This window comes from Ruthenibacterium lactatiformans (genome assembly GCF_000949455.1).
Taxonomy (GTDB): Bacteria; Bacillota; Clostridia; order Oscillospirales; family Ruminococcaceae; genus Ruthenibacterium; species Ruthenibacterium lactatiformans.
In genome coordinates this window covers 12,542-37,289 of the sequence record NZ_JXXK01000011.1, presented here as the reverse complement: position 1 = coordinate 37,289, position 24,748 = coordinate 12,542, and the positions used below count along the sequence as shown (strand labels likewise).

Genomic DNA, 24,748 nt, shown 5'->3' with positions numbered 1-24,748 from the left:
TTTTGAAAGCCGTGGAAAACGATTGTTGAAAGTTGAAAATTATGTTGAAAACTTATCCGACCCGGCAGCTCTGATTTTACGTCAGGTCCGCACGTTTTTGATGATGTCCTCCACGGTCTCCCGCAGGCGGGTATCCGTTTCCAGCTTTTTCTGCATATCGTTGATGGAATACACAACGGTGGAGTGGTCCCGCCCGCCGAATTCGCTGCCGATGTCCTCCATGCTCATGCCGGTGATCTCCCGCACTACATACATGCTCACCTTGCGGGCGCTGGAAACATTGGAGCGCCGGGACGGCCCGCGCAGCATGTCGGCCGTCGTATTGTAAGTGCGCGCCACCTCGGACAATATTTTCTCCACGGTGATGGGAACGGGCTGTGTTTCGTTCAGGATATCCTTGATGGCGTTTTGAGCCGCGCCGATGACGGGCTGGATGCCTTCCAGCTTACGGTAGGCGTTCAGCTTTTTCACCGCGCCCTCCAGCTGACGGATGTTGTTTTTCAATCGGTTGGCGATGTACTCGGCCACTTCGTCCGGCATTTCCAGGCCCAGCAGATCAGCCTTGCGGCGGATGATGGCCACGCGCGTCTCAAAATCCGGCGGCTGGATGTCCGCCGTCAGGCCCATTTCGAAACGGGTGCGCAGGCGCTCCTCCAGGCTCTTGATCTCCTTTGGGGGACGGTCGCTGACAAGCACGATCTGCTTGCCAGCGTTATACAGCGTGTTGAAGGTGTGGAAAAATTCCTCCTGCGTGGATTCCTTGCCGCCGATGAACTGGATATCGTCCACCAGCAGCACGTCGGCCGCGCGGTATTTGTTGTGAAATTCCGCCGTGGTGTTGTCGTGGATGGCGCTGATGATCTCGTTGGTAAATTTTTCACCGTCCACGTATACGATGTTATAATCCGGGAAATTTTTATGGATTTCAAACTGGATGGCGCCGAGAAGGTGCGTTTTGCCCAGGCCCGAACCGCCCCAGATGAACAGCGGGTTATAAGCGCCGGATGGGTTCGCCGCAACGGCCTGCGCGGCTGCGTGGGCAAACTTGTTGGTGGAGCCGACGATGAAGTTTTCAAACGTAAATTCATAATTGCCGCCGCCGGGCACCTCGGCGGGCGCCTGTTCGACAGGCGCCGGGATGGTGAGCTCCACATCGATGTCAAAACCCAGCAATTCCTTGAACGCCTCACGCAAAAGGTCCTTATAGCGCGTCTCCACGATGCCCTTTACAAAATCCGAGCGCACGGAAAGCGTGGCCACACTGCCCTCAAAGGACACTGGCTCGATGCCGTCGATGAAAAGATTGTAAGTCGCCAGCACAAGGCGTTCCTTGCAGTACTCCTTTACAGCGGCGAAAACCTCGTCGAATGAACTCATAGTATGAAAAACAACTCCCAAACAATTCAATGCAATATTGATAAGATTATATCACATTTTTTCATACAGAACAATTCTTTCCTCTACATTACTTTATTTACAATATAGAATACCCTGATAGCGTTGCCGCACGCGGTCTGTTTGAAACATGCGGACGGAAAAAACCGCGCGTGTCCCCCGGCGGCGGATGCAGGCGGGTGGAAAAAGGCAGAAAAGTGTTGACACAGAGCCGCTTTTTCGGTTATACTCTTATGTTGCAAGGCTGTCTCTGCCAGCAGAGACGGCTTTCTAGACAAGAGCAGAGACGGTACTACAAGATGTTGTGGTTCCATCAGGGAGGAGCTTTTTTTATGAAACGTACATTCCAGCCCAAGAAGCGCCACCGCGCCACAAAGCACGGCTTTTTGGCCCGCAGCAAGAGCAGCAACGGCCGCAAGGTCCTGGCCGCCCGCCGCGCCAAAGGCCGCGCGAAGCTGGCTGCCTGAGAAGGCGGCGCTCAGCAGCGTTCGGGCCGGCGTTTCTGCCGGCCCGCGCAAATGCGTCTGCGTCCCGACCGGGATGCGGAAAAAAGAAAACGGCGCGCCCTGCGGCGCCGCCGTGAAGCAAGGCCACTGGCAGGTGGCCTTTTTGCGTATACCATGAAATGAAAGGGCCTTACCCATGCGTTATCATCCCCTGACACGCAACAATGAGTTCGCGCGCGCATACACGCGCGGAAAATCGTTCGTGCACCCGCATGTGGTGCTGTATGTGAACAAAAATCGTCTGGGCCGCACGCGCGTGGGCATCACCGCAAGCAAAAAAATAGGCAACGCCGTAACGCGCAACCGCGCGCGCCGCGTTCTGCGGGCCGCGCTGTACGAGGTGCTGCCGCCGGACGTGGGCGGGTACGACCTGGTGCTGGTGGCCCGCGGCCAGACACCGCGCCTGAAAAGCACACAGGTGGCGAAAACACTGGAAAGGCAGCTGCGCGCCGCCGGCCTTGTGCAGGAATGAGTTTATGGTGAAGCGCTTTCTCATTTTTCTGATAAAAGGCTATCAAAAATTTATTTCGCCGCTTTTGGGTGATAACTGCCGCTTTTATCCCACCTGCTCGGCTTATGCCATCGAAGCGCTGCGGGTGCACGGCGCGCTCAAAGGCAGCCTTTTGGCAGCCTGGCGCATTCTGCGCTGCAACCCCTTCGGCAGGCCGGGGCTGGACCCGGTTCCCCCAAAGGGAAAATGGCGCAATGACCCGCCCACTCCGCTGCGGCCCGGACAGGCTCCGGCTGAGGATGGTGGGGAGAGGGAATAAGGAATGAGGCTGCGCCGCTTTCCGCACGGACACCGAAATACGCGCCGCATGCGCACGGCGCGTCCCACTTCACATAAAAAAACGCCCGGGCGCAGGGCAGAATAGGACAGCGAATATGAATTTCTTAGGTTTCCTCGCACCCCTTCTCGGCATCATTATGGAATGGATCTACAAGCTGATCCCGAGCTACGGCTGGACGCTCATCATCTTCACGCTGCTCACGAAGATCCTGATGTTCCCGCTCAGCGTCAAGCAGCAGAAGAGCACGGCCCGGATGTCGGCATATCAGCCCATGATGCAGGAGATACAGAAAAAATGGGCCAATGACAAGAACCGCCAGCAGGAGGAACTGATGAAGTTCCAGCAGGAGACGGGCATGTCCATGACGGCGGGCTGCCTGCCCATGGCTGTGAACTTTCTGGTGCTTTTCGGCCTCATCGAAGTTGTTTACCGTCCGCTGCAGTACATCCTGCGTGTGCCAAAGGAACTGATCGACAAAGCCGTGGAGCTTGCGAACAGCGCACTGGGCATGAACCTGATGGCAAACAATTTTACGGTTCAGAACGACATCATCAACGCGGTCAAATCCTCGCCGGACGTGTTTTCCAGTGTGTTCAGCGCGGACCAGATCGCCAGCATCAGCGATTTTAACTTTATGTTCCTGGGCATCGACCTTTCCCGGGTGCCCCATTTTGCTTTTGACGCGGCCAGCCTGATGCTGATGATCATCCCCATCCTCTCGGTGGTGACGATGATCCTTTCCCAGATCATCACCATGAAGATGAGCGGACAGGAGATGCAGGGCGCCATGAAGTGGATGCCCTGGATCATGAGCCTGATGTTCGTGTACTTTGGCTTTACGGTGCCGGTCGGCTTCTCTCTGTACTACACCGCTTCCAACGTTGTGATGCTCGTACAGTCCATTATCCTGAAGAAAATGTACGACCCTGAAGAGATGAAAAAGCAGGTCCAGGCGGAAATAGAAGCAAAACGCGCGGAAAAGAAGAAAAAGAAACAGGTAAAAGTGACCACAGACGACGGCAGGGAACAGGTAAAGGAAGTAAGCGAAGCAGAGCTTGCGCGCATCCGCCTTGCCCGCGCCCGTGAGCTGGACGAAGAACGCTACAAAGACGAATAAGCCCCCGGGCTTTCAAGGAGGGATATTTCCATGCGTGAAGTGATCAAAACAGGCAGAACGGTGGAGGACGCCACCGAGCTGGCGCTGGCCGAGTTGGGCGTAAGCGCCGAAGAGGCGGGCATTGAAGTGCTGGAGCTGCCCCAGCGCAGGCTGTTCAAGAGCATCCCGGCCAAGGTGCGCGCCTATGTGGAGGATGAGGAAGTCCCTGAGGCGCCGGCGCCCAAGGAAGAAAAGCCTTTGCCAAAGGCCGCGCCGAAAGCAGCCGAGTCGCCGGACGCCCCCAAGGCCGGGGCCCCTGCCGCACAGCCGGAGCAGCCCGCTGCAGGGCCTGTTGAGGAGCCCATCGACCTGGAGCAGAGCCCTAAGGCCCGCGAAGCGGTGGAGTATCTGAAGGAGATCTGCGCAAAAATGGGTGCGCAGGGCCTGACCATCACGCCCGTCAAACAGGGCGAGGCCACCATCCTGAAGGTTGAGGGCGAGAGCGCCGGTACGCTGATCGGCCACCGGGGCGAAGTGATGGAAGCGCTGAGCTACCTCACAAGCCTTGTGGCAAACCGCGCGGGCGGCGACTACATGAAGATCGGTCTGGACATCAACCATTACCGCTCCAAGCGCGAGGCAAACCTGACAGCGCTGGCAAAGCGCATCGGCGCGAAGGTGGCCCGCACGGGCCGCGGCCACACGCTGGAGCCCATGAATCCCTATGAGCGCCGCATCATCCATTCCGCCATCAGCGAGATGGAGGGCGTAAAGAGCGAGTCCATCGGTGAGGGCGCAAACCGCCGTGTTGTTATTTCCAGCACCAATCCCAGCGCCCGCCCCCCGCGGGATAACCGCGGCGGCAAAGGCGGCAAGGGCGGCCGCCCCGCAGGACGCGGCGGCCGTGACGGCGCGCGCGGCCCGCGCCCGCCCCGCAAAGACGGGGAATACGCGGCCCGCACCAGCACTCCGGCCCGTGAATTTGCGGACCGCCCGCGCGACCCAAGCGCCGCGCCCACGGTACCCAAGCGCACTGAGACCATCAACGACGGCGCGGATCTGCCTCTGTACGGCAAAATCGAACTGTAAGCGCATATAACTGCCATCGGCGCTCCTTTCTGTTTTCAGAAAGGAGCGTTTTTTCGTACCGGGAAGGTTTTCCACACAGCAGCGGCCGCATGTTGAAAACTTTCGTTTTTCCGCGTCCGCCGGACACGGAAACAAACTCAGGCCATCGTCGCTGAAACTGAAAATTTTTTCTTCCCAAAAGACCGCGCCTGTTTGTGAAACGGACAAGGCTTTTTTATTGGCCGCTGCTTATTTACTTTTGGAGCAAAGAGCATCAGAAACGGTTGAAGAAAAAATAATCGTAGACTGAACACCCCCTTCCGTTCAATCGGGCCTCCTCTTCGCACAACAGCACCGGCGAAAGCGCAGGACGTCCCGCAGAAAATGTTCGGAAAGTTTTCAACATACGGCCGCTGCTGTGTGGAAAACACTTCGCCTAAAAGAATTTTTCAATCTTTGAGCTCCGGTATACCGGGCAGGAAAAACGTCAAAAAATCGAACAAGAATAAAAATATATTGATAAACAATAAAAAATACTTGTATTTCAGAAAATACTATGATATACTGACCCCAACGACAATCGGTGGAGGAATCGTTATGAACTGGAACAAAGACAAAAGTGTCAAGCTTTCCAAATTCTGCGTCTGCCTTTTTATGCTCATTCTGGCAGGAGTTTGCATCGGTGCACCATGGTTGTTCCGGCTGCTCATCCGTCTGCGCGTGCAGGATCTGGCCGGAAAATTCGAGTTGTTCCTCGTCAGCACCTATACGGCGGCCGTGCCCGCCGCTGCGGCACTGTACGGCCTGTGGCGTTTGCTGCGCAACATCAGCGAGGGCGAGGTTTTTATCCCGGAGAACGTCTCCATCCTGCGCCTGTTGTCCTGGTGCTGCATCGCGGCCGGGCTGGTATGTCTGTTCAGTGCGCTGTACTATATGCCGTTCCTCATCGTCAGCGCGGCTGCGGCATTTGTTGGCCTGATTTTGCGCGTGGTGAAGAATGTCTTTGCCGAGGCGGTTCGGCTCAAAGATGAAAACGACTATACGATTTGAGAAAGGACGTGCCGAAATGCCCATTGTGGTGAACATCGACGTGATGATGGCGCGCCGGAAAATGAGTGCGGGAGAGTTGGCCGAACGCGTCGGCATCACGCCCGCGAATCTCTCCATCCTCAAAAACAATAAGGCGAAGGCCATTCGTTTTTCCACGCTGGAGGCGCTGTGCAAGGCGTTGGACTGCAAGCCGGCGGACATTTTAGACTACACGGAGGACTGACAAAATGGAACAGGAGAAAAAGACGGCGGGCATGCCGTGCCCGCCTTGTAAAAGTGCGCCGTTTTCAAGGGCCGTGAAGCCCGCGGCGCAGGAGAATGCCGTGCAGGAGGCCGCCGCACCGCTTGGTGCGCCCGGTCAGTACGGGGGTTCCGCCGTCGGCCGGACAGAAAAGACGCCCGGCTTCACCGGAGTGGACGCGGCGTTTGCCTGTGGTTTCCTGGCCGTGGGCTGGCTGTTCTGGGAGCTTCAGCTCTGGAGCGGCTGGCGGTGGTTCGGCAATGCGGGCACGGGCACCGCTCTGTTCACGGCACTTTTTGCGGGCGCGGTACTGGCTTATGTGTATCTTGCAAAGCTGCGCCCGCCCCGGGAAAGCTGGTTCTGGCTGGCGGTACTGCTTTGCCTGGGGCTTGGCTATGCACTGCCCTACGGCGGCGGACTGTTGGGAGCCGTCCATTACGGCGCGCTGCTGTTCACAGCGGAATACTGGACGCTGAGCGCCACGGGCCGTCTGTTGAAAAGTGGAAAGACCTCTAATTGGCTGCCGCTGGACGTGCTCAACGCTCTGTTTGTTCTGCCCTGGGGCAACTTCATGCGTCTGCCTGCGGCGTTTGTTTTTGGCTTGAAAGGGCTTGGCCGCCGTGTGCGCGCGGCCCGTTCTGAGCCGGGAGAGCGAAGCCGGGGCAAACGCCTGCTGGGGGTGCTGGGCGGCGTGGCGCTGGCGCTGCTGTGCCTGTGCTTCGTGCTGCCGCTGCTGATGGCGGCAGATGACGGCTTTGCATCGCTGCTTTCGGGTTTTGTAGGCCGCCTTGCCGCATGGTTTTCCGGCTGGAGGGATTCCTGGACGGAGTTTGTCGTGAAAGTGTTTTTTGCGCTGCCCACGGCTCTGTACCTGTATGGCCTTGTATATGGCGCCGTGCGCGGCCGCCGCGCCTGTGTTTACGACAAAAAGGAGGTGTGCGCGGTGCAGCGGGGCCTGCGGTTCGCGCCCCGCTCCACAGTCCTTACGGCTTTGTTCGTGCTGTGCGCGGTGTATCTGTTGTTTATCTCCATGCAGGCGAAATATCTGTTCGGCGCATTTTGGGGCGCACTGCCTGAGGGATTTTCTTATTCCGAGTATGCGCGTCAGGGCTTTTTTGAATTGTGCCGTGTGGCGGCCATCAACATCGTTATTCTGCTGGCCGCCAATGTGATGAGCCGTGCGCAGGCTGCGGAAAACTGTCTGCTGCGGGTATGCAATACCGCGCTTTCGGCGCTGACGCTGCTGCTGCTGGCCACGGCAGCTGCAAAAATGGCGCTTTATATCGCGGCTTACGGCCTGACAGTGAAGCGCGTGCTTGCAAGCGTGTTTCTGGTCTGGATGGCCTGCGTATTCGTGTGCGTCATCCTGCGGCAGTTCCGCACTGTGGCGTTGGTGCGCGTCGCGGTGTTTCTGGGTGCAGTGCTGTTTGCGCTGTTGTGTGTGCTGCCGGTGGGGGACGGCATCAGCACTTATAATGCCGCCCGTGTACAGGCGGGCACGCTGGACCCGGACGTGATGGAGCAGGAGCTGCGCCCCCTCGTGTAACAAAATACCGCTCCGAAAAGAGCAGTTTTGCGCATGGCATCGTCAAGCACGCCTGCGGACCGAAATCATGGCCCACATTTTGCCGCCGGGACATGCCCCATCGGGTTTGGATGTACAATGCGCGAAAAAGGGGGAAAGAAATATGAGGAAAAAGCTTTGCTCTGCGGCTGTTTGCTGCCTGGTGCTTTTTCTTACGGCCTGCGGGCTTGCTTCACAGGCGTCGGTGGCGGCTCTGGTGGAGCGGGACGTACAGGCGCTGGAGGCGCTGGCGGGTGAGATCGCTCTGGCAGGCGCCGCCGGTGACGCAGAATATCCGGGAGTGGACCGCATCTCTTATGACAGCCGTACCGGACAGGTACAGTTTGAATGCGGGGTCTCGGGCTTTGCATCCCAGACAAGCTATAATGGTTTCTATTATTCGCCCGGGGATGTTCCGCTGGGCTTCGGCGGCACAGGGGATATGACGCTCGCTCCGTCGGGCGCGGGCTGGTGCTGGGAAGAAACGGAGGGGGACAACTGGTATTACACCGAGAGGCTGCGCAGCGGCTGGTATTACTACGAAATGCATTTCTGACGGCCGCGCGGCGGCCGCACACTTGACGCAGGCGCGCTTTTTGCGTACAATTTCCTTTGGCATTTCATTGAATGACAAAGGAGAGGAAACGACATGAAGGCACGCATTCCCAAACACCGCGAATTCATCATCAACCTCGCGGAGGATTACGAAAAGAAAGACGAATGCTGGGACAAGCTGCAGGAGATCATGGAGGCGTATAAGAAAGAGGGAAAATCCGTTTATACGCCCACGTTCATCGAAGACAACGAGGATAAGGTGAAAGCGCTGCAGAAGCAGTACGAGTTCACTTATACCATTGAGGAGCGGTGACGGTGCAATCTTTCCTGCGGCGCGGGAAAGGAGCACACAATGGAATTTTTTGCAGGGATCGGCGCGGGCTGGATGAACCTTGCCAGCCTGGCTTTGGGCCTTTTGGCCTGGATGCTGCCCGTGGCGGCGATGATCCGCACGGCGGCCCGGCCGCGCGCGCTGCATCCGGCGCTGCCTTTGGTATGCGTCAGCTTTGCCGCCTGTGCGGCGGCGCTGTATCTTCAATTGCGTTATCATGCGCATCTTTCGCGCATTGAGGATGTGGGAGCTTTTTTGGATACGGCGCAGGCGGCTGCGTTCGCATCGGCCGTGCTGCTGTGCGTGACGCTGGCGCTGAACGCCCTTGCGCTGTGCGCGGCGGCCGTTTGCGCGCGGAAAGCGGCGGACCGGGCGTAAGCAGCCCAAAATAACTGTAAAAAAAGAATGCCCGGCCCCGTAAAGCAGCACGGGGCCGGGCATTCTTCATTATTCCGCAATAAAAATTTCTCCGAATGACCCTTTAAAAATTTAGTGAAGCAGGGTTGAATATTTTATGAGAAGGAACAGAGGAAATACTGTGTTAAGCCTGTTTTCAACGATACATGGCCTGAGAGCCATATTTTCCGGGCCGCGGAAAGCGCAGGCTTTGCGGTGCGGAGTCAAAGGCTTATTTCAGAATTTCCCGCTGCTCGGCCAGAAGCTGTTCCTGATATGCACCCGCAAAAGTGCCCGCCAGGAAACGGGGCAGCGCTTCGGAGACAAGGCGCTCCCAGCTCGTTTTTTCCTTGCCTACGAGAATGGGATAGAACAGCGCGTCTGCGTGCTGCGCGGCGGCAAGGTCGCCCAGGGCGTCGCCAACCATCAGCACATGGCCCGGCGCATAGCCCTTGGCAGAAAGCGCCGAAAGGCAGGCCTCTTTGGTGCCTGCGTCCTGGCCCAGAACGACGTCCATATGCTGGACAAGACCGTGGCGCGTCCATTCTTCCGCCAAAGCCTCGCTGTTGGCGCTGGAAACAACGGCGGTGTCCGTCAGCACATGGATCGCCGCCAGGGCCTCTCTGCAGCCGGGAAACGGCCGCGAATCATCGCCCATGGCGGCGATGGCCGCGTTGACGGCGCGGCTCCATTCCAACGCTTTTTGCAGGCCCGCGCCGCCGCCGGCCGCAACGGCTTCCTCCAGCGCCGGGTTTGAAAGCTTGGGGGCCTTTTCCACCCAGGTGCACAGCTCGTCCGCGCCGGGGACACGCACGCCGTGTTCCGCCAGCATGCGCATCGTGGCGGCAAGCCCTTTAAAGCGGTTCACGCCGCGGGTGCGGCTGTACAGGTTCACTTCCATCCAGTGGGGGGTGATGAGCCCGGCGTATTCCTCCAGCCCGTACACACGGATGAGCTGTGGGCAGAAGGCCTGATGGTGCTTGGAATCCATGGTGTCCATGGCGCAGCCGTCGGAATCCACGCACACAAGCCATTCTTTTTTTGGAGTGAACGCGGAGAACGGATTTTCAGACATAATCTTCCTCCTTGGATTTGAAAGGTTCATATGGTTGCAGGGGCCGGAAAGCAGGAAAGGCGCGCGGGCCGCATTATGCCCGCGCGCTTTTTTCCAAAAGATTCACAGATGCGTGTCCCACATGCCGCAGAAGCTGTCGATGGGGTCTTTGCCCTTGAAAGCTTCCGGCCCGGCCATCAGCTCGTCCACCAGCACATCCAGCGTAGCGGGAGCGGAATCGTAGGTGTTGATATAGGTGCGGGCCTGGGGAATGTCCGCCAGGATCGTCGGCTGCTGGCAGCCGATGACGATAACAGGGAGCTCGAACACATACCAGGGGATCTCGCCGCCGCCCTTTGTCATGCCGAAGCCCGGGCGCGCTACGGCCTGGAAGCCGCCGGCCACGTCCACAAGTGTGATGATAAGATCCTGTGCGCCCACAAAATCCGCAATGGTATCCTTGCCTGCGAAGTAGATGTTGAAATCCACTTTTTCGCCCGCGGCGATGCGCTTTTGAATCTTGTCCATCGGGCTTTCGTACAGCGTTACTTCAAAGCCTTTGGCTTCCAGCTTTTCTTTCAGGCTCTCGGCTGCGTTTTTGCCGCCGCCCATCAGCTTTTTCATCGCGCCGCCCAGGCCTTTGGCCTCCAGCCCGGTGACGTACACGATCATGATGCGCCTGTACTTTTCCGGCGTCATGGGCAGCACGTCCGCGTCCTTGTATTTCACCAGCGTCAGCGCATGCTCGGAGATTTCTTTCTGCATGGCCCTGTGCGCGGCGCAGCCGATAACCCTTTCCATCTCGGCGGCGGGGGGAACAAGCTCTGTCCGTGCCTTTTTGTGCAGACCCATGTGGGCTTTCAGCGCCAGGATGCGGTGCAGGGCGTCGTCCAGGCGTTCGTCGGTGATGACGCCGTTTTTGTAACCGTTCATCATGGAGGCGAAGTCTTCGTCCATGTCGTTGAAGAACAGGAACATGTCGCAGCCTGCGGCAATGGCGGCGGGGATCATGTCGCTGCGCTTCATGCGGCAGGTGAGGCCCACCATATGGCTGGCGTCTGTGAGCACCATGCCATTGAAGCCCATTTTGCCCTTGAGCAGGTCCGTCAGCAACTCCTTAGACAGCGTGGCCGGCATGATGTCGTCGTCCTTGATGTCCGGGTTCATGGCACGGGTATAGCTTGGAAGCATGATATGTCCGGCCATGATGGCCTCCAGCCCGTTGTCGATGAGGTTTGCGTAGATTTTGCCGAAGGTGGCGTCCCATTCCTCGCAGGAAAAGGTGTTGACGCTGTTGGCAACATGCTGGTCACGGTCATCCAGGCCGTCGCCGGGGAAGTGCTTGGCCGCGCAGCAGAAGCCGGGCACCTCGTGCGCGCCCTCCATGTAGGCCTGGGTCATTTCCATCACGCGCTGCGGATCGTTGCCGTAGGTGCGCAGGCCGACGACGGGGTTGTGCCAGTTGTAGTAAATATCGGAAACCGGAGCGAAACTGAGGTTGCAGCCGATGGCCGCGGCCTCCGTGTTGGCCATTTTGCCAAGCGCTTTGGCGTATTTTGCGTCGCCCGTCGCGCCGATCTTTGTCTGTGCGCCGATCATTGTGCCGTTGCTGCACGCACCGTTGCCGCCGTTCTCGGTATTGCAGGCGATGATGAGAGGAATTTTGGAATTTTCCTGCAGAATACGGTTCTGCTCATGCACCTCGGCCGCGGTGCCGGGGTTGTAGCGGATACCGCCGATGTGGTATTTGTCAACGGTCATTTTCAAATATTCCTCGGTGCGGGAGGAACCCATGTTGAAAAACAGCTGGCCGATCTTTTCCTCAAGCGACATCGAGGCGATGGTGTCCTCCACCCACTGCACAGCCTCGTCATCCAGGTAATAGGGCTTTGCACGCATATCCACGGGCATTCGATCAGATCCTTTCTTTTTGTTTTGTTCCGATTGATTATTTTGTGCAGCCTTGCACCAAAAGAAGAGTGATTGCGAATTGGTAAAAAATAACCTGAAAAATCTTTCGATTTTATTTAAAATTAACAAAGAAAATCGGATAAGTCAATGACATATCTTGCGAAACTGTGCTATACTGAAACCACGAAATACAATATCGGGAGGAACTGTGCATGGAAGTGCTGGAGCGTCTGACCCCTTATGTGGAGCTTGTGCATCTTCTGCTCAATACAAATTTTACTTATCTGACGCGCAAGCTGGCGCCAAGCGATTCGCTGGACCGCGCGCGCATCCCGTCCGCCGTGGCAAAAAGCTACGACGAGGTGCTGTTCGGCGGCGTCCTGTTCGACTGTGTTCCCGGCATCCCGTGCGAGATCAAAACCCCTTTCGGCATATGCTTCACGGCGCTGGCGCTTTGGAAAGGGGACGGCTTCGTGCTCATCGGTCCCTATCTGCCCGAGCGGGCGGACGGCGCGCAGCTGGAGGAGATTCTGGCGTCCCAGGGCGTGCCGCTGGGCCTGAAAGAACAGTACGGCGTTTATTACAGAGACCTTCCCACGCTGAGCCGCGGCAAGGTGCGCGCCGCACTGGGCGTACTGGCGGCGGGCGTGTACGGCGAGAGCCTTGCGTCCAGCGCTTTCAGCAGCCGGGATATCTCCCCGGAGGACCCGTCCCCCTGTCCCGTATTTGAGGAGGATTCCATGCAGGTGCGCGCAGACGCCATTGCACGGCGGTATGAGGGAGAGCGCAGGCTTATGGAAGCGGTGGCCCGCGGCGATATGCGCGCCGCCGACATGGTGGAGGAGACAACTCTGCGGCTGGAGCGGGTGCCCAATAAGCTGCGCAACCGGAAAAACCTGTTCATCGTGCTCAATACGCTGATGCGCAAGGCTGTGGAGGCCGCGCAGGTGCATCCGTTTTATATCGACGCAATCAGCGCCAAATGGGCCATGCGCATCGAGGCGGTGGAGCAGGAGGCCGACCTTTATCCCATGCGGCGGGAGATCGTGGAGGATTACTGTCGTCTGGCGCAGACGCGTTCCATGGCCAGCTATTCCCCCAATGTGCGAAGCATGCTCACTTATGTGCAATTCAATTTGGCCGAGGGCATTTCGCTGGAGGCCATTGCCCGGCAGCTGGGTGTGAACGCCAGCTATCTTTCCAGCCAATTCAACCGCGAGGTGGGCAAAAGCCTGCCGGAATATGTTTCGGAAAAGCGCATTGCGGAGGCCAAGCGCCTGCTGCGCGGGCGCGCGCAGCTGCCCATTGGGCAGATTGCCGCGGCGGTGGGCTTTTCAGACGTGAACTATTTTACGAAGGTGTTCAAGAAAAAAGCGGGGCAGACGCCCAGCGCCTACCGCGCGGCACAGCGCGCGCTGGCGGCGGAACAGAAAGAGATATGAATATGCGGCGGCCGGAACCCGGCCGCCGCATATTTTTCTTGAGTAAGGAAACCACCGGCAGGGGAAACACGAACTTATGCGAATCTGTTGAATCGCAATTTCTATGCTGACAGACCCAATCAAAAATGGGTAACCGATATCAGTTATATTCCAACCAAGCAGGGAACTCTTTACCTTTCCGTCATCCGCGATTTGTTTGACTTAAGCATCGTCGCCTACAAAACCAGCACCCGCCAAAGTATCAAACTGGTGCTGGATACGATCCGCACGGCAATAGAAAAAGAAGAGGTCACTGCAGAGCTGCTACTCCACAGTGACCAAGGCTTTCAATATGCTTCTCAAAGCTATTTTGCCCTAACTACACAATACGGCATTACTCCGTCTATGTCAAGACGGGCGAACCCATACGACAATGCTATGGCAGAAAATTTCTTTTCCATTCTCAAATCCGAATGCATTCGTCTTTTCAAGACGGAGACCATCCGCGAAGCACAAACGCTCATTGATAGTTATATCGCTTTTTACAACCATGAACGCATTCAGCTTTACTCCAAGCTCTCTCCTTTCCAAAAACGACGCCTGTTTGTCTAATCCTTCTTTATCCTATCAATGGTGGTTTTATTTCTGTCTTTTTCTTCTGGAACAGTTCATTCGCCGGTGGTTATGACTTATTCCTGTTCTCGTCCGCTCCGCCGCGGCTTGCGCGCTTTGAGAATGAGCATCATCGGCCGCCGCAGCTCGTCGGCCATACCGGGCACGGCGTCCAGCATCTCCCGCGCAGGCTGCGGCTCCACCAGCGCCTCCAGCGCGAAGCCACGCGCCAGAAGCGGCTGCACATAGCCCGTAACGGTGCGGTGGTATTTGCGCATATGCTCGCCTAAAAACACCGCGTCCCGGGGTCCCTGCTCAAAGTATCGGTCCACGGGCCAGTGCAGCGGGGCGCCGCCTGCGTCCCTCTGCCAGTCCTGCGGCCCCTGGGCCGTGAACACCGGATGTTCCGCCGAAAAAATAAACCATCCGCCGGGGGACAGCGCGTCCCAGACCATGCGGCACACGCCCGCGTAATCTTCCACATAATGCAGCGCCAGTGAACTGAGAACGACGTCCCAGGCCGCAGGGGCGGGCCGCGTATCCTCAATGGCCGCGCGCCGGTATTCCACGACGGGGCTGTCGGTCATGGCGCGGGCGCGTTCCAGCATGCGTTGGGAAAGGTCCGTCCCAAGCACACGGGCCGCGCCATGCTCGGCCGCGTACCGGCAATGCCATCCGAAACCACAGCCAAGGTCCAGCACGCGCTTGCCGGCGAGCTCCGGCAGCAGCGCTTTCAGTGCCGGCCATTCGCCTGCGGCGGAAAGCCCCTGCTCGGAACGGGGCATATGGCTGTACTGCTCGAAAAATACGCTGTCATCGTATTTGTTTTCTTTCAAAAAAGCACTTCCCCTGCATGTTTTCTTCATGGTAACACATCTGTTCTGCGGCGGCAAGCCTGCGCGGCAGGCCTTTTTTGTGCAGGTGAGGGCCTGTTTTGCGCAGCTTGCTCCGGAGCGCTTGCAGCGGCGGGCCGGGGTGTGTATCATAAAGATGCGGCCGCGGGATAAACACAAACAAAGGGGGAGGGGCTGTTGAACATCCGTATCTGTGAGGACCCGGCCTGCGCGGACATCGAGGTGGTGGTGCGCTGCAGGCAGCTTGACGACACAGTGCTTTCACTTTTGGCGCGCCTGCGCGTTTACGACGCGAAGCTCACCGGAGAAAGGGACGGCGCCACCTACGTTCTGGCGGCGGCAGACGTGCTGTATGCCGACACGGCGGACAAAAAGACGTTTCTTTATACAGCGGACGCCGTATATGAAACGCCCCTGCGCCTGTACGAACTGGAGGAGCAGCTTGCCGCGCGGGATTTTGTGCGCGCGGGTAAATCGGTGCTGCTAAATTTTGCCCATGTGGCGGCGCTGCGTCCGGACTTCGGCGGGCGAATGCGGGTGACGATGTCCAACGGCGAGGTGGTGGTGGCGTCGCGCCAGTATGTGCCTGCCCTCAAGGCAAAGTTGGGGCTGTGAGCCCTATACCGGAAAAGGAGTGTTTGCTGTGAAAAAATTTTTTGATATCGTAATGCCTGTAAAGACGGCCGCATGCTATATTTTTACGGCCACTATGTGCGTGTATGCCGTTCTGGATCTGGTCTTCGGCTGGGGCGGTCTGCCCGATAACTACCTGTTTTCGTTTCTGCTGCTGTCGCTGGCGGGCGGCGTGCTGCAGATCGTCGCGTTTACAGAGCTTGTTATCAAAAGGCTGCGCTATACGCTGCGGCTGTTCGTATTTGCAGTGCCGTATCTGGCGGTGCTTTCGGCCATTGCCGCCGGGTTCGGCTGGCTGCCCGCAGCGCAGCCGGGCGCATGGGCGCTGTTTTCCCTGATTTTCCTGGCGGTGCTTCTGACAATGACGCTGGGGTTCGAATTGTATTACCGCATCAGCGGCAAAAAATACGACGGCCTGCTGGGCCAGTACCGCGCTTCCCGTACACGGGATGAAAACAGCCGGAGAGAATACTGATGCATGCGGCGGAAAGCCGGATGAAAGGAATGAAAAGTTTTCAACAAAAGAGGCCTGCGCGGTGGAAAACCGCACAGGCCCTTTCCGTTTATCATAAAGCTGCAGCCTCAGCTGTTTTTCAGGATGACGCGCTCCACAACATCGGCCACATCCTCGCATTTGTCGCAGCATTTTTCCAGGCGGTCGAACAGCGCCGTCCAAGCCATCACGTCCACGGGCGTGCTGGCATCCGCGTACAGCGTGTGCATGGCGTCTGTGTACAGCTTATCGCCTTGCTCCTCCAGGCCGTTTATCTCAACGATCTGGGTGTGGATGGTCTTGGATCTGCGGAAATTGGGAAACTCCTCCATCATGGTCTTGAGTGCGGCGCAGCAGTCTGCGATGACCTGTGCAAAAGCCTGCGCCTCGGGCCGCAGCGTGCGGATATTGAACATATACAGCCGCAGCAGAACATCCTCAATGCTGTCTGTCACGTCGTCGATGGTGCCGGAAAGCTCCATGATATCTTCCCGGTCAATGGGGGGCAGGAACTCACGCACAAGCTGTTCCATCGTGCCGTGCTTTGCGATATCGGCCGAGTGCTCGATTTTGTGCATAGCCTCGATATGCCCGGGCAGCGCCTCCGGCTCATAGTGGTCAAACACCGTGCAAAGCATGTCCGCCGCAGCGCAGGCGGAATTTACGCCGCCCACAAAGGCCTCAAAATAATCCGTTTCCTTTTTTCGTGCCATTTTCACGTTCTCCTTCCTATTCTCAGAACAGCCACATGAACAGCCGTGCCATCAAAAAGCCAATGGCCCCGCACCCGGGGAACGTCAGCGCCCACGTCAGCCCCATTTCCTTTACCACGCCCCAGTTCACGCTGGACAGCCGCCGCGCCGCGCCCACGCCCATAATGGCGGTGGTCTTGGTGTGCGTTGTTGAAACAGGGATGCCAGTCAGCGAGGAAAGCAGCAGGCAGGCCGCGCCCGCCATGTCGGCGGCAAAGCCCTGGTATTTTTCCAGCTTCACCATATCCATGCCCACAGCCTTGATGATGCGGTAGCCGCCGATGGAAGTGCCCAGAGCCATTACGGCACTGCACAATACCATCAGCCACAGCGGGATCTGGAAATTGGTGACGTTGTCCTGTCCGTTGGCCAGAAAGATGCCCAGCATGAAAACGCCCATAAACTTTTGGCCGTCCTGTGCGCCGTGCATGAACGCCATAGCCGCGCCGCCCGCGATTTGTGCGCCGCCGAAAAAGCCCGTGGTGCGCCGCCGGTCCATGTTTTTGCACAGGAACTCCACCAGCCTGGCCGCGGCCCAGCCGAATGCGAAGCCCAGCAGAGTAGACAGAACCAGGCCGTACAGGACCTTGATCCATTCGCCGCCGTTGATGCCCGCAAAGCCTCCGTGCAGCGCGATGGCCGCACCGGACAGCCCGGCGATCAGGGCGTGGCTCTCGCTGGTGGGGATGCCGAACCACCAGGCGGCCGTGGCCCATGCCACGATGGCTACGAGCGCCGCGCACAGCGCCGTCAGCGCGTCTGCGGTGTTGCCGCCGAAATCCACCATGTTGTAGATGGTGGCCGCGACGCTGGCGTTCACCATGGTCATCACCAGAACGCCCAGGAAGTTAAAGACAGCCGCCATTAAAATGGCGCTGCGCGCGCTCATCGCGCGGGTGGAAACACAGGTGGCGATGGCATTGGGCGCATCCGTCCAGCCGTTCACCAGCACCACGCCCAGCGTCAGCGCCACTGTGACGGCCAGAACCGGGTTCGCGGCAAGCTGCGCCAGAAATTCACTCAGGGAGATCGTCAAGCAAAGCCCTCGCTTTCTTTTTACAAAAAACTTACTATACCTTTACAAGTATAATGGCAGTTCCTGACAAAAGCCAGAGGGAAAGGACATGATTTTACATTTCCTTTACATAACTTGCCGAAAAAACAGTCTTTTCCGGGGTCCGGGCATAGAAAAGGCCGGACGGCATACAGAAAAAGCCGCGCCCGGAGAGAGTGCGGCACGGATTGCAGAAAAAACAAAAAGGAAAAACGCTCGGAGAAAAGCCATTGGGCCTTTGCGAAGTAAAGTGCAAGCCACGCGGAGGGTGCCGCGAAACGGGATGGCGGCGCGCCCGCGGGCAAGTGCAGATGGCTGTGTAGGGGTTCTGGTGCAGACAACCGCGCCGAAAGCACGGCCTCTGGTGCAAACACGCCCTTTTTTCATTCAGAACAACTCCGCGTCACCCTGCAGGGCTGACGCCGGGGCGTATAGAGAGCCGGCTCTCGAAGCGCGGCTCAGTACGGCATTAGGCGTTACAGCGGCAGGTCCCGCCGGCTGAACACGGCCGTGCCCAGCGCGTAAAAACCAAGCCCCAGCGCCAGCAGCACGGCCGCGCCTGCGTACGCGGCGCCGTCGCCGCGGAAAAGGCCGGTGGGGTCAAACAGGGTGAACACGGTGGCGTATTTCAATTTTTCCAGCCGGCCGCCCATGTTGGCCAGCATGCGGATGAGGAAAAACAGCACGGGAACGCCCGCGCCCAGCGCCACGGAAAGGCGGCTCTCGTTGAACAGGCAGGAGGCGAAAAAGCAGAACCCGCCCAGCGCCAGATGCAGGCACAGCAGCCCGGCGTTCACCACGAGATAGGCGGGGACATCCAGCTCGCCGGGAAACATCGCGGCGGCGCAGCCCACGGCCAGCGCCGTACAGTAGGCGGTAAGCAGCGTACCGCCCGCAATGAGCACCAGCGCCTGGGTGCGCGCTACCCGCGCCCGGGTGTTGGGCGAGGCCAGCAGATAGGCCATACTGCCCGTGTCCACCCAGCGCGCGACCAGCCGGTTCGCCGCCAGAATGGAAAATACCAGAGGCAGAAGCAGCAGCAGAAAGCCGTACAGATAGTTGATGAGGAACCCGCCCAGCGAGCTGCTGCCCGCCTGCATGCCCACCATATTCATGAGCTGAGGCATGGCCGTCACGATCTCGTCCAGTGTGGCGTTGAGCTTGGGGTCGAACATGGCTGTGATCATGGACACATACAGCGAAAGCACGGCCGCAAAAACCACCCATGTTTTCCACAGCGATCTTGCGCTGCGCCGGAAAAGCACACCGTTCATCAGCTCTGCGCCTCCTTTCCGTAATAGTGCAGGAACACGTCCTCCAGACTTTGACGCGGCGCGTCGATGGACGTCACCGGAAACCGGGCCATCGCGGTGGTCAGAGCGGACATGCCGTCCCGCACGCGCACCGTCACCGTGCAGCCCTGCGCAGCCTGCACCCGCAGGCCGGGCGCGGCCGCAAAAGCTGCCGCGGCATCCGGTGTGGAAAGCGTGACGGAATAGGTGCGGCTGCGACGCGCCTTCAGTGTGCCGATCTCCTCCACGGCGGCCAGGCGCCCCTCCCGCAGAATCCCCACGCGGGCGCAGGTGCGTTCCACCTCCTCGAACATATGGGAGGACATCAGTACGGTCTTGCCGCGCTGCTTTTCCTCCAGGATCAGGTCGATGAAGCGGTTCTGCATCAGCGGGTCCAATCCGCTGGTGGGTTCATCGAGGATGAGCACCGCCGGGTCATGCATCAGCGCGCATACAATGGCCACCTTCTGCTTCATTCCCTTGGACATGCGCCGTATCCGGCCCGAGGCGTCCAACTCAAAGCGCTCGCAAAGCTCTCCGGCGCGGCCCGTGCCCCGCATGCCGCGGTAGGCGGCCAGAAAGCGGATGAACTCGCCGCCGCGCATATCGTCGGGCAGGGCGGGCTCGCCCGGAATATAGCCCATATTTTTTTGAATGGCCGCAGTCTGTGTGCGGCAGTCAAGGCCGTTGATCGTGCAGGTGCCGGAATCCGGCGCAAGGAACCCCATCAACTGGCGGATGGTGGTGGTTTTTCCTGCGCCGTTTGGGCCAAGAAAGCCGAACACCTCTCCCTGCTCCACGGCGAACGAAACGTCGAACACGCCGTGCCCGCCGCCGTAATCCTTTGTGATGTGCGAAAGCGCGATCACGCTCATAAATATTCCTCCTTGTAGGCGATCTTGCGGAACATTTCTTCCCAGCCGCTGTAATCGGCCAGGATATCCTCAAGCCGCACCGGCACGCCGGCGCGCTGCTTTTCGTTCATGTAGCCCTCGGTCATCCAGGTCAGCATGCGCAGAAGCTGGGCAGGGTCCACACCGGGACGGAATTTGGAAAAATCGATGTTGGAAAAATACTGCGCGAAGCTGCCGGTGAGGTCCCCGTTCAGCCTGGCCTGTACCGCGTCGGAAACAGCCTCGCCCCGGGAGTAGAAGGCGCGGATGGAAAATTCCAACAGATAAGGGCAGCGCGTCAGCAGTTCCAGCTTGGCCCGTGCGCCGATGTGCATCAGCTCGAAAAAATCCGTCACGCCGTCCAGCTTCTGCCGCAGCACCTGCCCGCGCACCTGCTCCAGCGCATAGTCGTACAGATACAGGTACAGCGACTGCTTGTTGCGGAAATAGTAAAACAGAAGCCCCTTAGAGATGCCTGCCTTAGCCGCGATATCGTCGGTGGAGGCGTGCTTGTAATCGTTGCGGGCGAACACCTCCAGCGCGGCGTTCGTAATGCGCGCCTGCTTTTCCGGAGACAGTGTGAAAAATTTTTCGTTCAAGGCAGTCCCTCCCGTTCCGCCGCAGGTTTGACCGGCCGGTCAAGTTTCATTATACGGCATTGACCGGGGCGCACAAGCCCCCCTGACAGATTAATTTTGTATTAAGACGCACAGCGGCGCGGCGGAATGCCTCCGGTCTGCCGGCCGCGCCCTCCTTCCTGCGGAGAGGAAGGACCGCCCCGCAAAAAAATTTACAGATCGTTTTCTCAGCCATTTTCCGGGGCGCGCGGCGGCACAGAGCATCAGAGCGTTCAAAAAAGCGCTCCGGAAGCAAAACGGGCAGATCCGGCCGCCGAACGGGGCGCACGGGAACGGCGTGCGGCGTCATACCATAGAGCAGGCGGCCGGGTGCTTGCGGCCCGCGCCGCGATCAACAGAAAGGAGCGATTGAAGACCATGAACGAAAACGACCTGCAAAACGCAGGGCAGAGCTGCCGCTGCCATCTGGCCATTGCCACAGTGCCGATGCAGCGCTTTGAACAGATCTATCCGGTGTCCGAGGCGTTGTGCCGCGGCACGCTGTTCGCGGCGCTGGACCTGCCGTTTTGTCCTCCGGAGGTGCGGTATGAACACTGAATGCACCTGTGTATCCAAGGTGGAGCGCGAACTTGCCCAGCTCAGCTTTGCAATGGACGACCTGCGCCTGTTTCTGGACACGCACCCCTGTGACAAAGCGGCCCTTGCGGCCCACGAGGAAGTGCGCGCCCGGCGCGGCATCGCGGTAAAGCAGTACGAACGGCTCATCGGGCCTGTAAACTTCTATGACGCAGGCGGCACGTGTACCTGGAACTGGACGTGCGCGCCCTGGCCGTGGGAAACGGAGGACGAAAACGATGTGGAGCTATGAGAAACGCCTGCAATTCCCGGTCAGGATCAAAACGCCTAACGCGGCGGCGGCAAAGGTGATCATCACCCAGTACGGCGGCCCGGACGGCGAGCTGGGCGCGAGCATGCGCTATTTGTCCCAGCGCTACACCATGCCCTGGCGCGGCGTGGCGGGCCTGCTGACGGATATCGGAACCGAGGAGCTGGCCCATCTGGAGATGGTGAGCGCCATTGTATACCAGCTGACAAAGGGCCTTTCCGCGGACGAGATCAGGCGGCAGGGCTTCGACACCTATTTTGTGGACCATACGGCCGGCGTGTGGCCCCAGGCGGCGGGCGGTACGCCGTTCACGTCCATGTGCTTCGCCAGCAAGGGCGACGCCATCACGGATCTGCACGAGGACATGGCAGCAGATGGCGCGACCGGAAAAGAACAACAATGTTGCCTCTCCGGATCTGTGCGTTTTTCCTGTGCACTTGCCAGAGCAGCGAAAATATAAAAAAACAGCCGCACATCCGCCAAGGATGCACGGCTGCTTTGCAAAAGAAAATGAGCCAAGAGATTCGTTTTACTTTTTGATTCCGTAGCCGGACCCGATATACCCGCCTTGCTCCAGGTGTGCCGCCACGGCTCGCTGTAGGCTGGTTTGCCTGGGAAGCAGAGCAAGGGGCTTTTTGCCGCCGAACAGCCAGAGATAAAAAGATTCGCTGTCAGTGTCGGCCGCATAGATGTTATAATCCCTGCCAAAACGGGAAATGCCGGAGTCCGGGGACAGCAGCGCACGCAGCGCGGGCGAGAGCAGCCAGGTGCCGCACAGCACAGCGCGGGGCATGCCGCTTTTACACAGTGCCGGGCCGTGCAAAGCAAAAAATTCATCGGCCTGTCCGTACGAGCCGGGCAGCGCGTCGTCTGAAAGCCGGGCGTCAGAGGGGATATGCACCGACAGCACAGGGGTGCCCGGGCCAATACCGGATGGGAGGGGCTCATCCGCGCCGGCTGCTCGGTATTCAAATTCCAGCGTACCCAGCCGGAACAAGCGGCACGCGAGGTGCCGCCATGCCCAAAAGGCACGGTCAAATATGAACCGGCCGGAACGGGCTTTGGCCTCCCGCAAAAAACGGGAGAAACAGCCCATAGTGTCGCGAAAGATTTCGTCCGGAATGCACATCATACGGTATTTTTCCCGCGTGCGGCAGGCAGCTGCCAAATACAGCGCCAAAATCTGCATGCCATCCGGGTCACGCCCGGAAAACTGGGCTTCCAAGTGCTTCCAGGCAGGAAATGCAGTGTCCGGTGCGGTGAGCGCCATACATTGTGCCGCACAGGCATCCAGCAGCGCCGGTACAGCCGTTTGAACAAGCTGTTCGCAGACGCAGGAGGGCAGTTCAAGTTCCCGCGCCAGTGCCAAAAGCTGCGGCGGGGAAACAAAAGAGCTTGCGTTCATACAAACGCCTCCTTTTTGGCCCGGCCGGGCCTACCCATCGATCTTGCAGGCGGAGAGGATCTCGCCTACACGGTAGCTCCCGTCCAACGTTCCGTCCGGGAGAAGCGTATACGGCAGCGCCGGTTCGGCCAGTTCGGGAATGGTGTCACACTCACCTGCCGCGAATGCACGCATCCGGCGCTGTGCGGTATCCAGCCGCGCGGCAACGCCTCCCAAACGGCCGTCGATCACTTCAAAGCCGTGCGGTTTGTTGGTGGCGTTCCAAAGCGAAAGCCAGGCGAGGCGCAGCGCTTCCACCGCGCCGATGGTCTCCGTAAGGCCGTCCGCAAGTTGTTTTGCCAGTGCTGTATCATGGCTGACGACAGCCTGTGAGGCTTGTTCATGCCAAACGCATTTTTTTGCAAGAACGTCTGCCAGCATCGCATAAAATTGCCACAGCGGGGCGAACGCGCCGCCCTCGGCCGCATAGGCTTCATAACGCGGAGCCAGAGCGGCGTAATGGCGGGACAGCGCAAAGCCCTGGGTGTCTTTGGTAAACAACTGGACCAGCGGGTCCTGATACAGCAGCATTTTCGCGGCGTTCACCGGGCGGAATTCGCCCGAGCGCATGCCTTCCATATGATTGAACAGCGTCAGGTCCCAGAACGCCCGGGCGTCCGCCTGGCAGCAGACGCGCATACGCTGCGCCAGCCATTCATCCTCAAAGGAGCCGTGGTAGGTAAATTCGGCAAACATCTGCATGCCCAGCAGGGCGGTGTAGAGGTTTGCTTCTGCGCCGTTGTCGCCCCAGGCTGTGGCGAACACGAGAGGGACCCCGGCCTTGCGGCAGGCGGAGAGGCCGGCCAGCGTGGCGGTGCGCGTTTTGTCGTAATCGGGCGCAGGGCCGCACCAGGTCCAGATACCGCCCGCGAACACCGTGGGCGCATGCAGCGCATCGTGCTTTTTCAGCTGTTCGTCGTATTCCGCCTCGCGCATATGGTAGTAATCCCAGTAGACAAGCTCCACGCCGGGAACCACGGCATCCACGGCCTGCTGAGAGGGCATCGGCCCGTCATAATATCCGTTGGTGGGGGATTCCAGGCGGAAATACATATCGCTCCACATCATGGGAGAAAGGCCCAGTTCGTTTACGATATCCAATACGCGCTTCAAATGACGGCGCAAAATATCATAGGGCTTTTCATAGCCGTGCAGACGCAGATGAGCGCCCATGCCCACGCCATGAGCTTCGTCCATACCGATGTGGATACGTTTGGAGCGGTAGGGCGCGCTGGCGGCAGTGAGAATCTGCCGAAGAAAGGAATAGGTCTCCTCGCTGTCCGCTAAAAGTACTTCGTCGTTGTCCTGCAGGCGCCGCATCGCGGGCCAGTGCAGCGCACGGTTCAGATGTCCCAACGTCTGCACGCAGGGACAAAGTTCAATGCCCAGCATATCGGCATAGTCATCCAGAGCGTGCAGCTCCTCGTAGGTATAACGGCCGCGCTGGTAGCCAAAATAGGGTTGGCCGGGAACCTCGTAGGTATCCTCGGTGTACATCATGCCCAGGTTCATGCCCATCAGCGCCATCTTGCGCAAAAAGCTGCGGAGCGTATCGGGCCGCAGTACTGCGTTGCGCGAGGTGTCGAACATCATGCCGACCGTCTCAAAGCAGGGCTCTTCCCGGATATCGCAAGCTGCCAGCGGACGGGGCAGCAGGCTGAGCGCACGGTAGAACTGGATGGGCTGCGCCCACTCTATGGTGACGGATGCTCCGTCGCAGCAAACGGCAAGAGCTGCGCCCCGGTGCCCACGCACAGGCACCCCTTCCGCCGCGGGTACCATGCCGAGTTCCGGCGCAAGGGCGGCCAGTGCATCGCTGCAGCGGGCGGGAAGCTCGCCGGAAAGCGCAATTTTCAGGTCCATATTCATCTCTCCCAA

General features: G+C 58.8%; 28 protein-coding genes and 1 pseudogene. 18 read left to right on the top strand and 11 right to left on the bottom strand.

What is annotated here, in order from left to right:
* Positions 1-81: 81 nt before the first annotated feature.
* Positions 82-1,377 carry a chromosomal replication initiator protein DnaA gene (gene dnaA, locus TQ39_RS09200; RefSeq protein WP_009323702.1) on the bottom strand — a complete coding sequence of 432 codons (1,296 nt, stop codon included), beginning with the start codon at positions 1,375-1,377 and terminating at the stop codon, positions 82-84.
* A 350-nt stretch (positions 1,378-1,727) separates the two neighbouring features.
* Here dnaA and rpmH point away from each other — a divergent pair, with 350 nt between their 5' ends.
* From rpmH to TQ39_RS09145, 11 genes are all read left to right on the top strand, one after another.
* Complete coding sequence (gene rpmH, locus TQ39_RS20260) at positions 1,728-1,862, top strand: 50S ribosomal protein L34 (RefSeq protein WP_009323703.1); 135 nt, start codon at positions 1,728-1,730, stop codon at positions 1,860-1,862.
* Between the two features lie 175 nt (positions 1,863-2,037).
* Entirely contained in the window at positions 2,038-2,373 is a 336-nt protein-coding gene (rnpA, locus tag TQ39_RS09190) for a ribonuclease P protein component (protein ID WP_009323704.1), read from the top strand.
* Positions 2,374-2,377: 4 nt separating this feature from the next.
* A complete protein-coding gene (gene yidD / locus TQ39_RS09185) occupies positions 2,378-2,671 on the top strand; it encodes a membrane protein insertion efficiency factor YidD (RefSeq protein WP_050005333.1) in 294 nt (97 codons plus the stop codon).
* 115 nt (positions 2,672-2,786) lie between these two features.
* The gene (locus TQ39_RS09180) at positions 2,787-3,809 is read left to right on the top strand and encodes a YidC/Oxa1 family membrane protein insertase (RefSeq protein ID WP_009323706.1); all 1,023 of its coding nucleotides are present in this window, start codon (positions 2,787-2,789) and stop codon (positions 3,807-3,809) included.
* Between the two features lie 30 nt (positions 3,810-3,839).
* On the top strand, positions 3,840-4,877 hold the full coding sequence (jag, locus tag TQ39_RS09175) for an RNA-binding cell elongation regulator Jag/EloR (protein WP_050005332.1): 1,038 nt from the start codon (positions 3,840-3,842) through the stop codon (positions 4,875-4,877).
* Positions 4,878-5,453: 576 nt separating this feature from the next.
* Positions 5,454-5,906, top strand: a complete 453-nt coding sequence (locus TQ39_RS09170) for a DUF2975 domain-containing protein (protein ID WP_009323709.1) — start codon at positions 5,454-5,456, stop codon at positions 5,904-5,906.
* A gap of 16 nt (positions 5,907-5,922) precedes the next feature.
* Positions 5,923-6,129 (top strand): helix-turn-helix domain-containing protein, encoded by a 207-nt coding sequence (locus TQ39_RS09165; protein WP_009323710.1) that lies wholly within the window; start codon positions 5,923-5,925, stop codon positions 6,127-6,129.
* A 4-nt stretch (positions 6,130-6,133) separates the two neighbouring features.
* Positions 6,134-7,693, top strand: a complete 1,560-nt coding sequence (locus TQ39_RS09160; RefSeq protein WP_050005331.1) for a DUF4153 domain-containing protein — start codon at positions 6,134-6,136, stop codon at positions 7,691-7,693.
* Between the two features lie 142 nt (positions 7,694-7,835).
* A complete protein-coding gene (locus TQ39_RS09155; RefSeq protein WP_050005330.1) occupies positions 7,836-8,267 on the top strand; it encodes a hypothetical protein in 432 nt (143 codons plus the stop codon).
* A gap of 93 nt (positions 8,268-8,360) precedes the next feature.
* Positions 8,361-8,579 (top strand): hypothetical protein, encoded by a 219-nt coding sequence (locus tag TQ39_RS09150; RefSeq protein WP_009323713.1) that lies wholly within the window; start codon positions 8,361-8,363, stop codon positions 8,577-8,579.
* A 39-nt stretch (positions 8,580-8,618) separates the two neighbouring features.
* Positions 8,619-8,975: a hypothetical protein gene (locus tag TQ39_RS09145; RefSeq protein ID WP_009323714.1), complete on the top strand. Its 357-nt coding sequence runs from the start codon at positions 8,619-8,621 to the stop codon at positions 8,973-8,975.
* 250 nt (positions 8,976-9,225) lie between these two features.
* Here the strand turns inward: TQ39_RS09145 and TQ39_RS09140 are convergent, their stop codons facing one another.
* Positions 9,226-10,068, bottom strand: a complete 843-nt coding sequence (locus tag TQ39_RS09140; protein WP_009323715.1) for an HAD family hydrolase — start codon at positions 10,066-10,068, stop codon at positions 9,226-9,228.
* Between the two features lie 102 nt (positions 10,069-10,170).
* Positions 10,171-11,958, bottom strand: a complete 1,788-nt coding sequence (locus tag TQ39_RS09135; protein ID WP_009323716.1) for a glycoside hydrolase family 3 protein — start codon at positions 11,956-11,958, stop codon at positions 10,171-10,173.
* A 212-nt stretch (positions 11,959-12,170) separates the two neighbouring features.
* Between TQ39_RS09135 and TQ39_RS09130 the strand changes: the two genes are divergently transcribed.
* Positions 12,171-13,400 carry a helix-turn-helix domain-containing protein gene (locus TQ39_RS09130; RefSeq protein ID WP_050005329.1) on the top strand — a complete coding sequence of 410 codons (1,230 nt, stop codon included), beginning with the start codon at positions 12,171-12,173 and terminating at the stop codon, positions 13,398-13,400.
* Positions 13,401-13,475: 75 nt separating this feature from the next.
* Positions 13,476-13,991, top strand: a pseudogene (locus TQ39_RS09125) (IS3 family transposase); the annotation flags it as partial.
* 77 nt (positions 13,992-14,068) lie between these two features.
* Here TQ39_RS09125 and TQ39_RS09120 read toward each other — a convergent pair.
* Positions 14,069-14,827 (bottom strand): class I SAM-dependent methyltransferase, encoded by a 759-nt coding sequence (locus TQ39_RS09120; protein ID WP_050005328.1) that lies wholly within the window; start codon positions 14,825-14,827, stop codon positions 14,069-14,071.
* 195 nt (positions 14,828-15,022) lie between these two features.
* Between TQ39_RS09120 and TQ39_RS09110 the strand changes: the two genes are divergently transcribed.
* Together TQ39_RS09110 and TQ39_RS09105 are read left to right on the top strand one after the other, a co-directional pair.
* A complete protein-coding gene (locus tag TQ39_RS09110; protein WP_009323719.1) occupies positions 15,023-15,460 on the top strand; it encodes a LytTR family DNA-binding domain-containing protein in 438 nt (145 codons plus the stop codon).
* Between the two features lie 28 nt (positions 15,461-15,488).
* Positions 15,489-15,953 (top strand): hypothetical protein, encoded by a 465-nt coding sequence (locus TQ39_RS09105; RefSeq protein WP_009323720.1) that lies wholly within the window; start codon positions 15,489-15,491, stop codon positions 15,951-15,953.
* A gap of 107 nt (positions 15,954-16,060) precedes the next feature.
* Here the strand turns inward: TQ39_RS09105 and TQ39_RS09100 are convergent, their stop codons facing one another.
* The 5 genes from TQ39_RS09100 to TQ39_RS09080 all read right to left on the bottom strand — a co-directional run bounded on the left by TQ39_RS09100 (position 16,061) and on the right by TQ39_RS09080 (position 20,561).
* Positions 16,061-16,684, bottom strand: coding sequence for a DUF47 domain-containing protein (locus tag TQ39_RS09100; protein ID WP_009323721.1), 624 nt, complete (start codon positions 16,682-16,684; stop codon positions 16,061-16,063).
* A gap of 22 nt (positions 16,685-16,706) precedes the next feature.
* A complete protein-coding gene (locus tag TQ39_RS09095) occupies positions 16,707-17,759 on the bottom strand; it encodes an inorganic phosphate transporter (RefSeq protein ID WP_009323722.1) in 1,053 nt (350 codons plus the stop codon).
* 494 nt (positions 17,760-18,253) lie between these two features.
* Positions 18,254-19,051 (bottom strand): ABC transporter permease subunit, encoded by a 798-nt coding sequence (locus TQ39_RS09090; RefSeq protein ID WP_050005326.1) that lies wholly within the window; start codon positions 19,049-19,051, stop codon positions 18,254-18,256.
* Complete coding sequence (locus tag TQ39_RS09085) at positions 19,051-19,944, bottom strand: ABC transporter ATP-binding protein (protein WP_050005325.1); 894 nt, start codon at positions 19,942-19,944, stop codon at positions 19,051-19,053. Before TQ39_RS09085 ends, TQ39_RS09090 begins: the two co-directional genes overlap by 1 nt.
* Entirely contained in the window at positions 19,941-20,561 is a 621-nt protein-coding gene (locus TQ39_RS09080; RefSeq protein WP_050005324.1) for a TetR/AcrR family transcriptional regulator, read from the bottom strand. Before TQ39_RS09080 ends, TQ39_RS09085 begins: the two co-directional genes overlap by 4 nt.
* A 396-nt stretch (positions 20,562-20,957) precedes the next feature.
* On the opposite strand from TQ39_RS09080, the gene TQ39_RS09070 reads away from it, so the two are divergent.
* The 3 genes from TQ39_RS09070 to TQ39_RS09060 are packed head-to-tail and all read left to right on the top strand — an operon-like array spanning position 20,958 to position 21,886.
* Positions 20,958-21,137: a spore coat associated protein CotJA gene (locus TQ39_RS09070; protein ID WP_009323726.1), complete on the top strand. Its 180-nt coding sequence runs from the start codon at positions 20,958-20,960 to the stop codon at positions 21,135-21,137.
* Positions 21,127-21,408 carry a spore coat protein CotJB gene (locus tag TQ39_RS09065; RefSeq protein WP_009323727.1) on the top strand — a complete coding sequence of 94 codons (282 nt, stop codon included), beginning with the start codon at positions 21,127-21,129 and terminating at the stop codon, positions 21,406-21,408. Before TQ39_RS09070 ends, TQ39_RS09065 begins: the two co-directional genes overlap by 11 nt.
* On the top strand, positions 21,395-21,886 hold the full coding sequence (locus tag TQ39_RS09060; protein WP_349191050.1) for a manganese catalase family protein: 492 nt from the start codon (positions 21,395-21,397) through the stop codon (positions 21,884-21,886). The genes TQ39_RS09065 and TQ39_RS09060 overlap by 14 nt, the downstream gene beginning before the upstream one ends.
* A gap of 69 nt (positions 21,887-21,955) precedes the next feature.
* Here the strand turns inward: TQ39_RS09060 and TQ39_RS09055 are convergent, their stop codons facing one another.
* Together TQ39_RS09055 and TQ39_RS09050 are read right to left on the bottom strand one after the other, a co-directional pair.
* Complete coding sequence (locus tag TQ39_RS09055; protein ID WP_050005322.1) at positions 21,956-22,831, bottom strand: acyltransferase domain-containing protein; 876 nt, start codon at positions 22,829-22,831, stop codon at positions 21,956-21,958.
* Between the two features lie 30 nt (positions 22,832-22,861).
* A complete protein-coding gene (locus TQ39_RS09050; protein WP_050005321.1) occupies positions 22,862-24,733 on the bottom strand; it encodes a beta-N-acetylhexosaminidase in 1,872 nt (623 codons plus the stop codon).
* Positions 24,734-24,748: the final 15 nt, after the last annotated feature.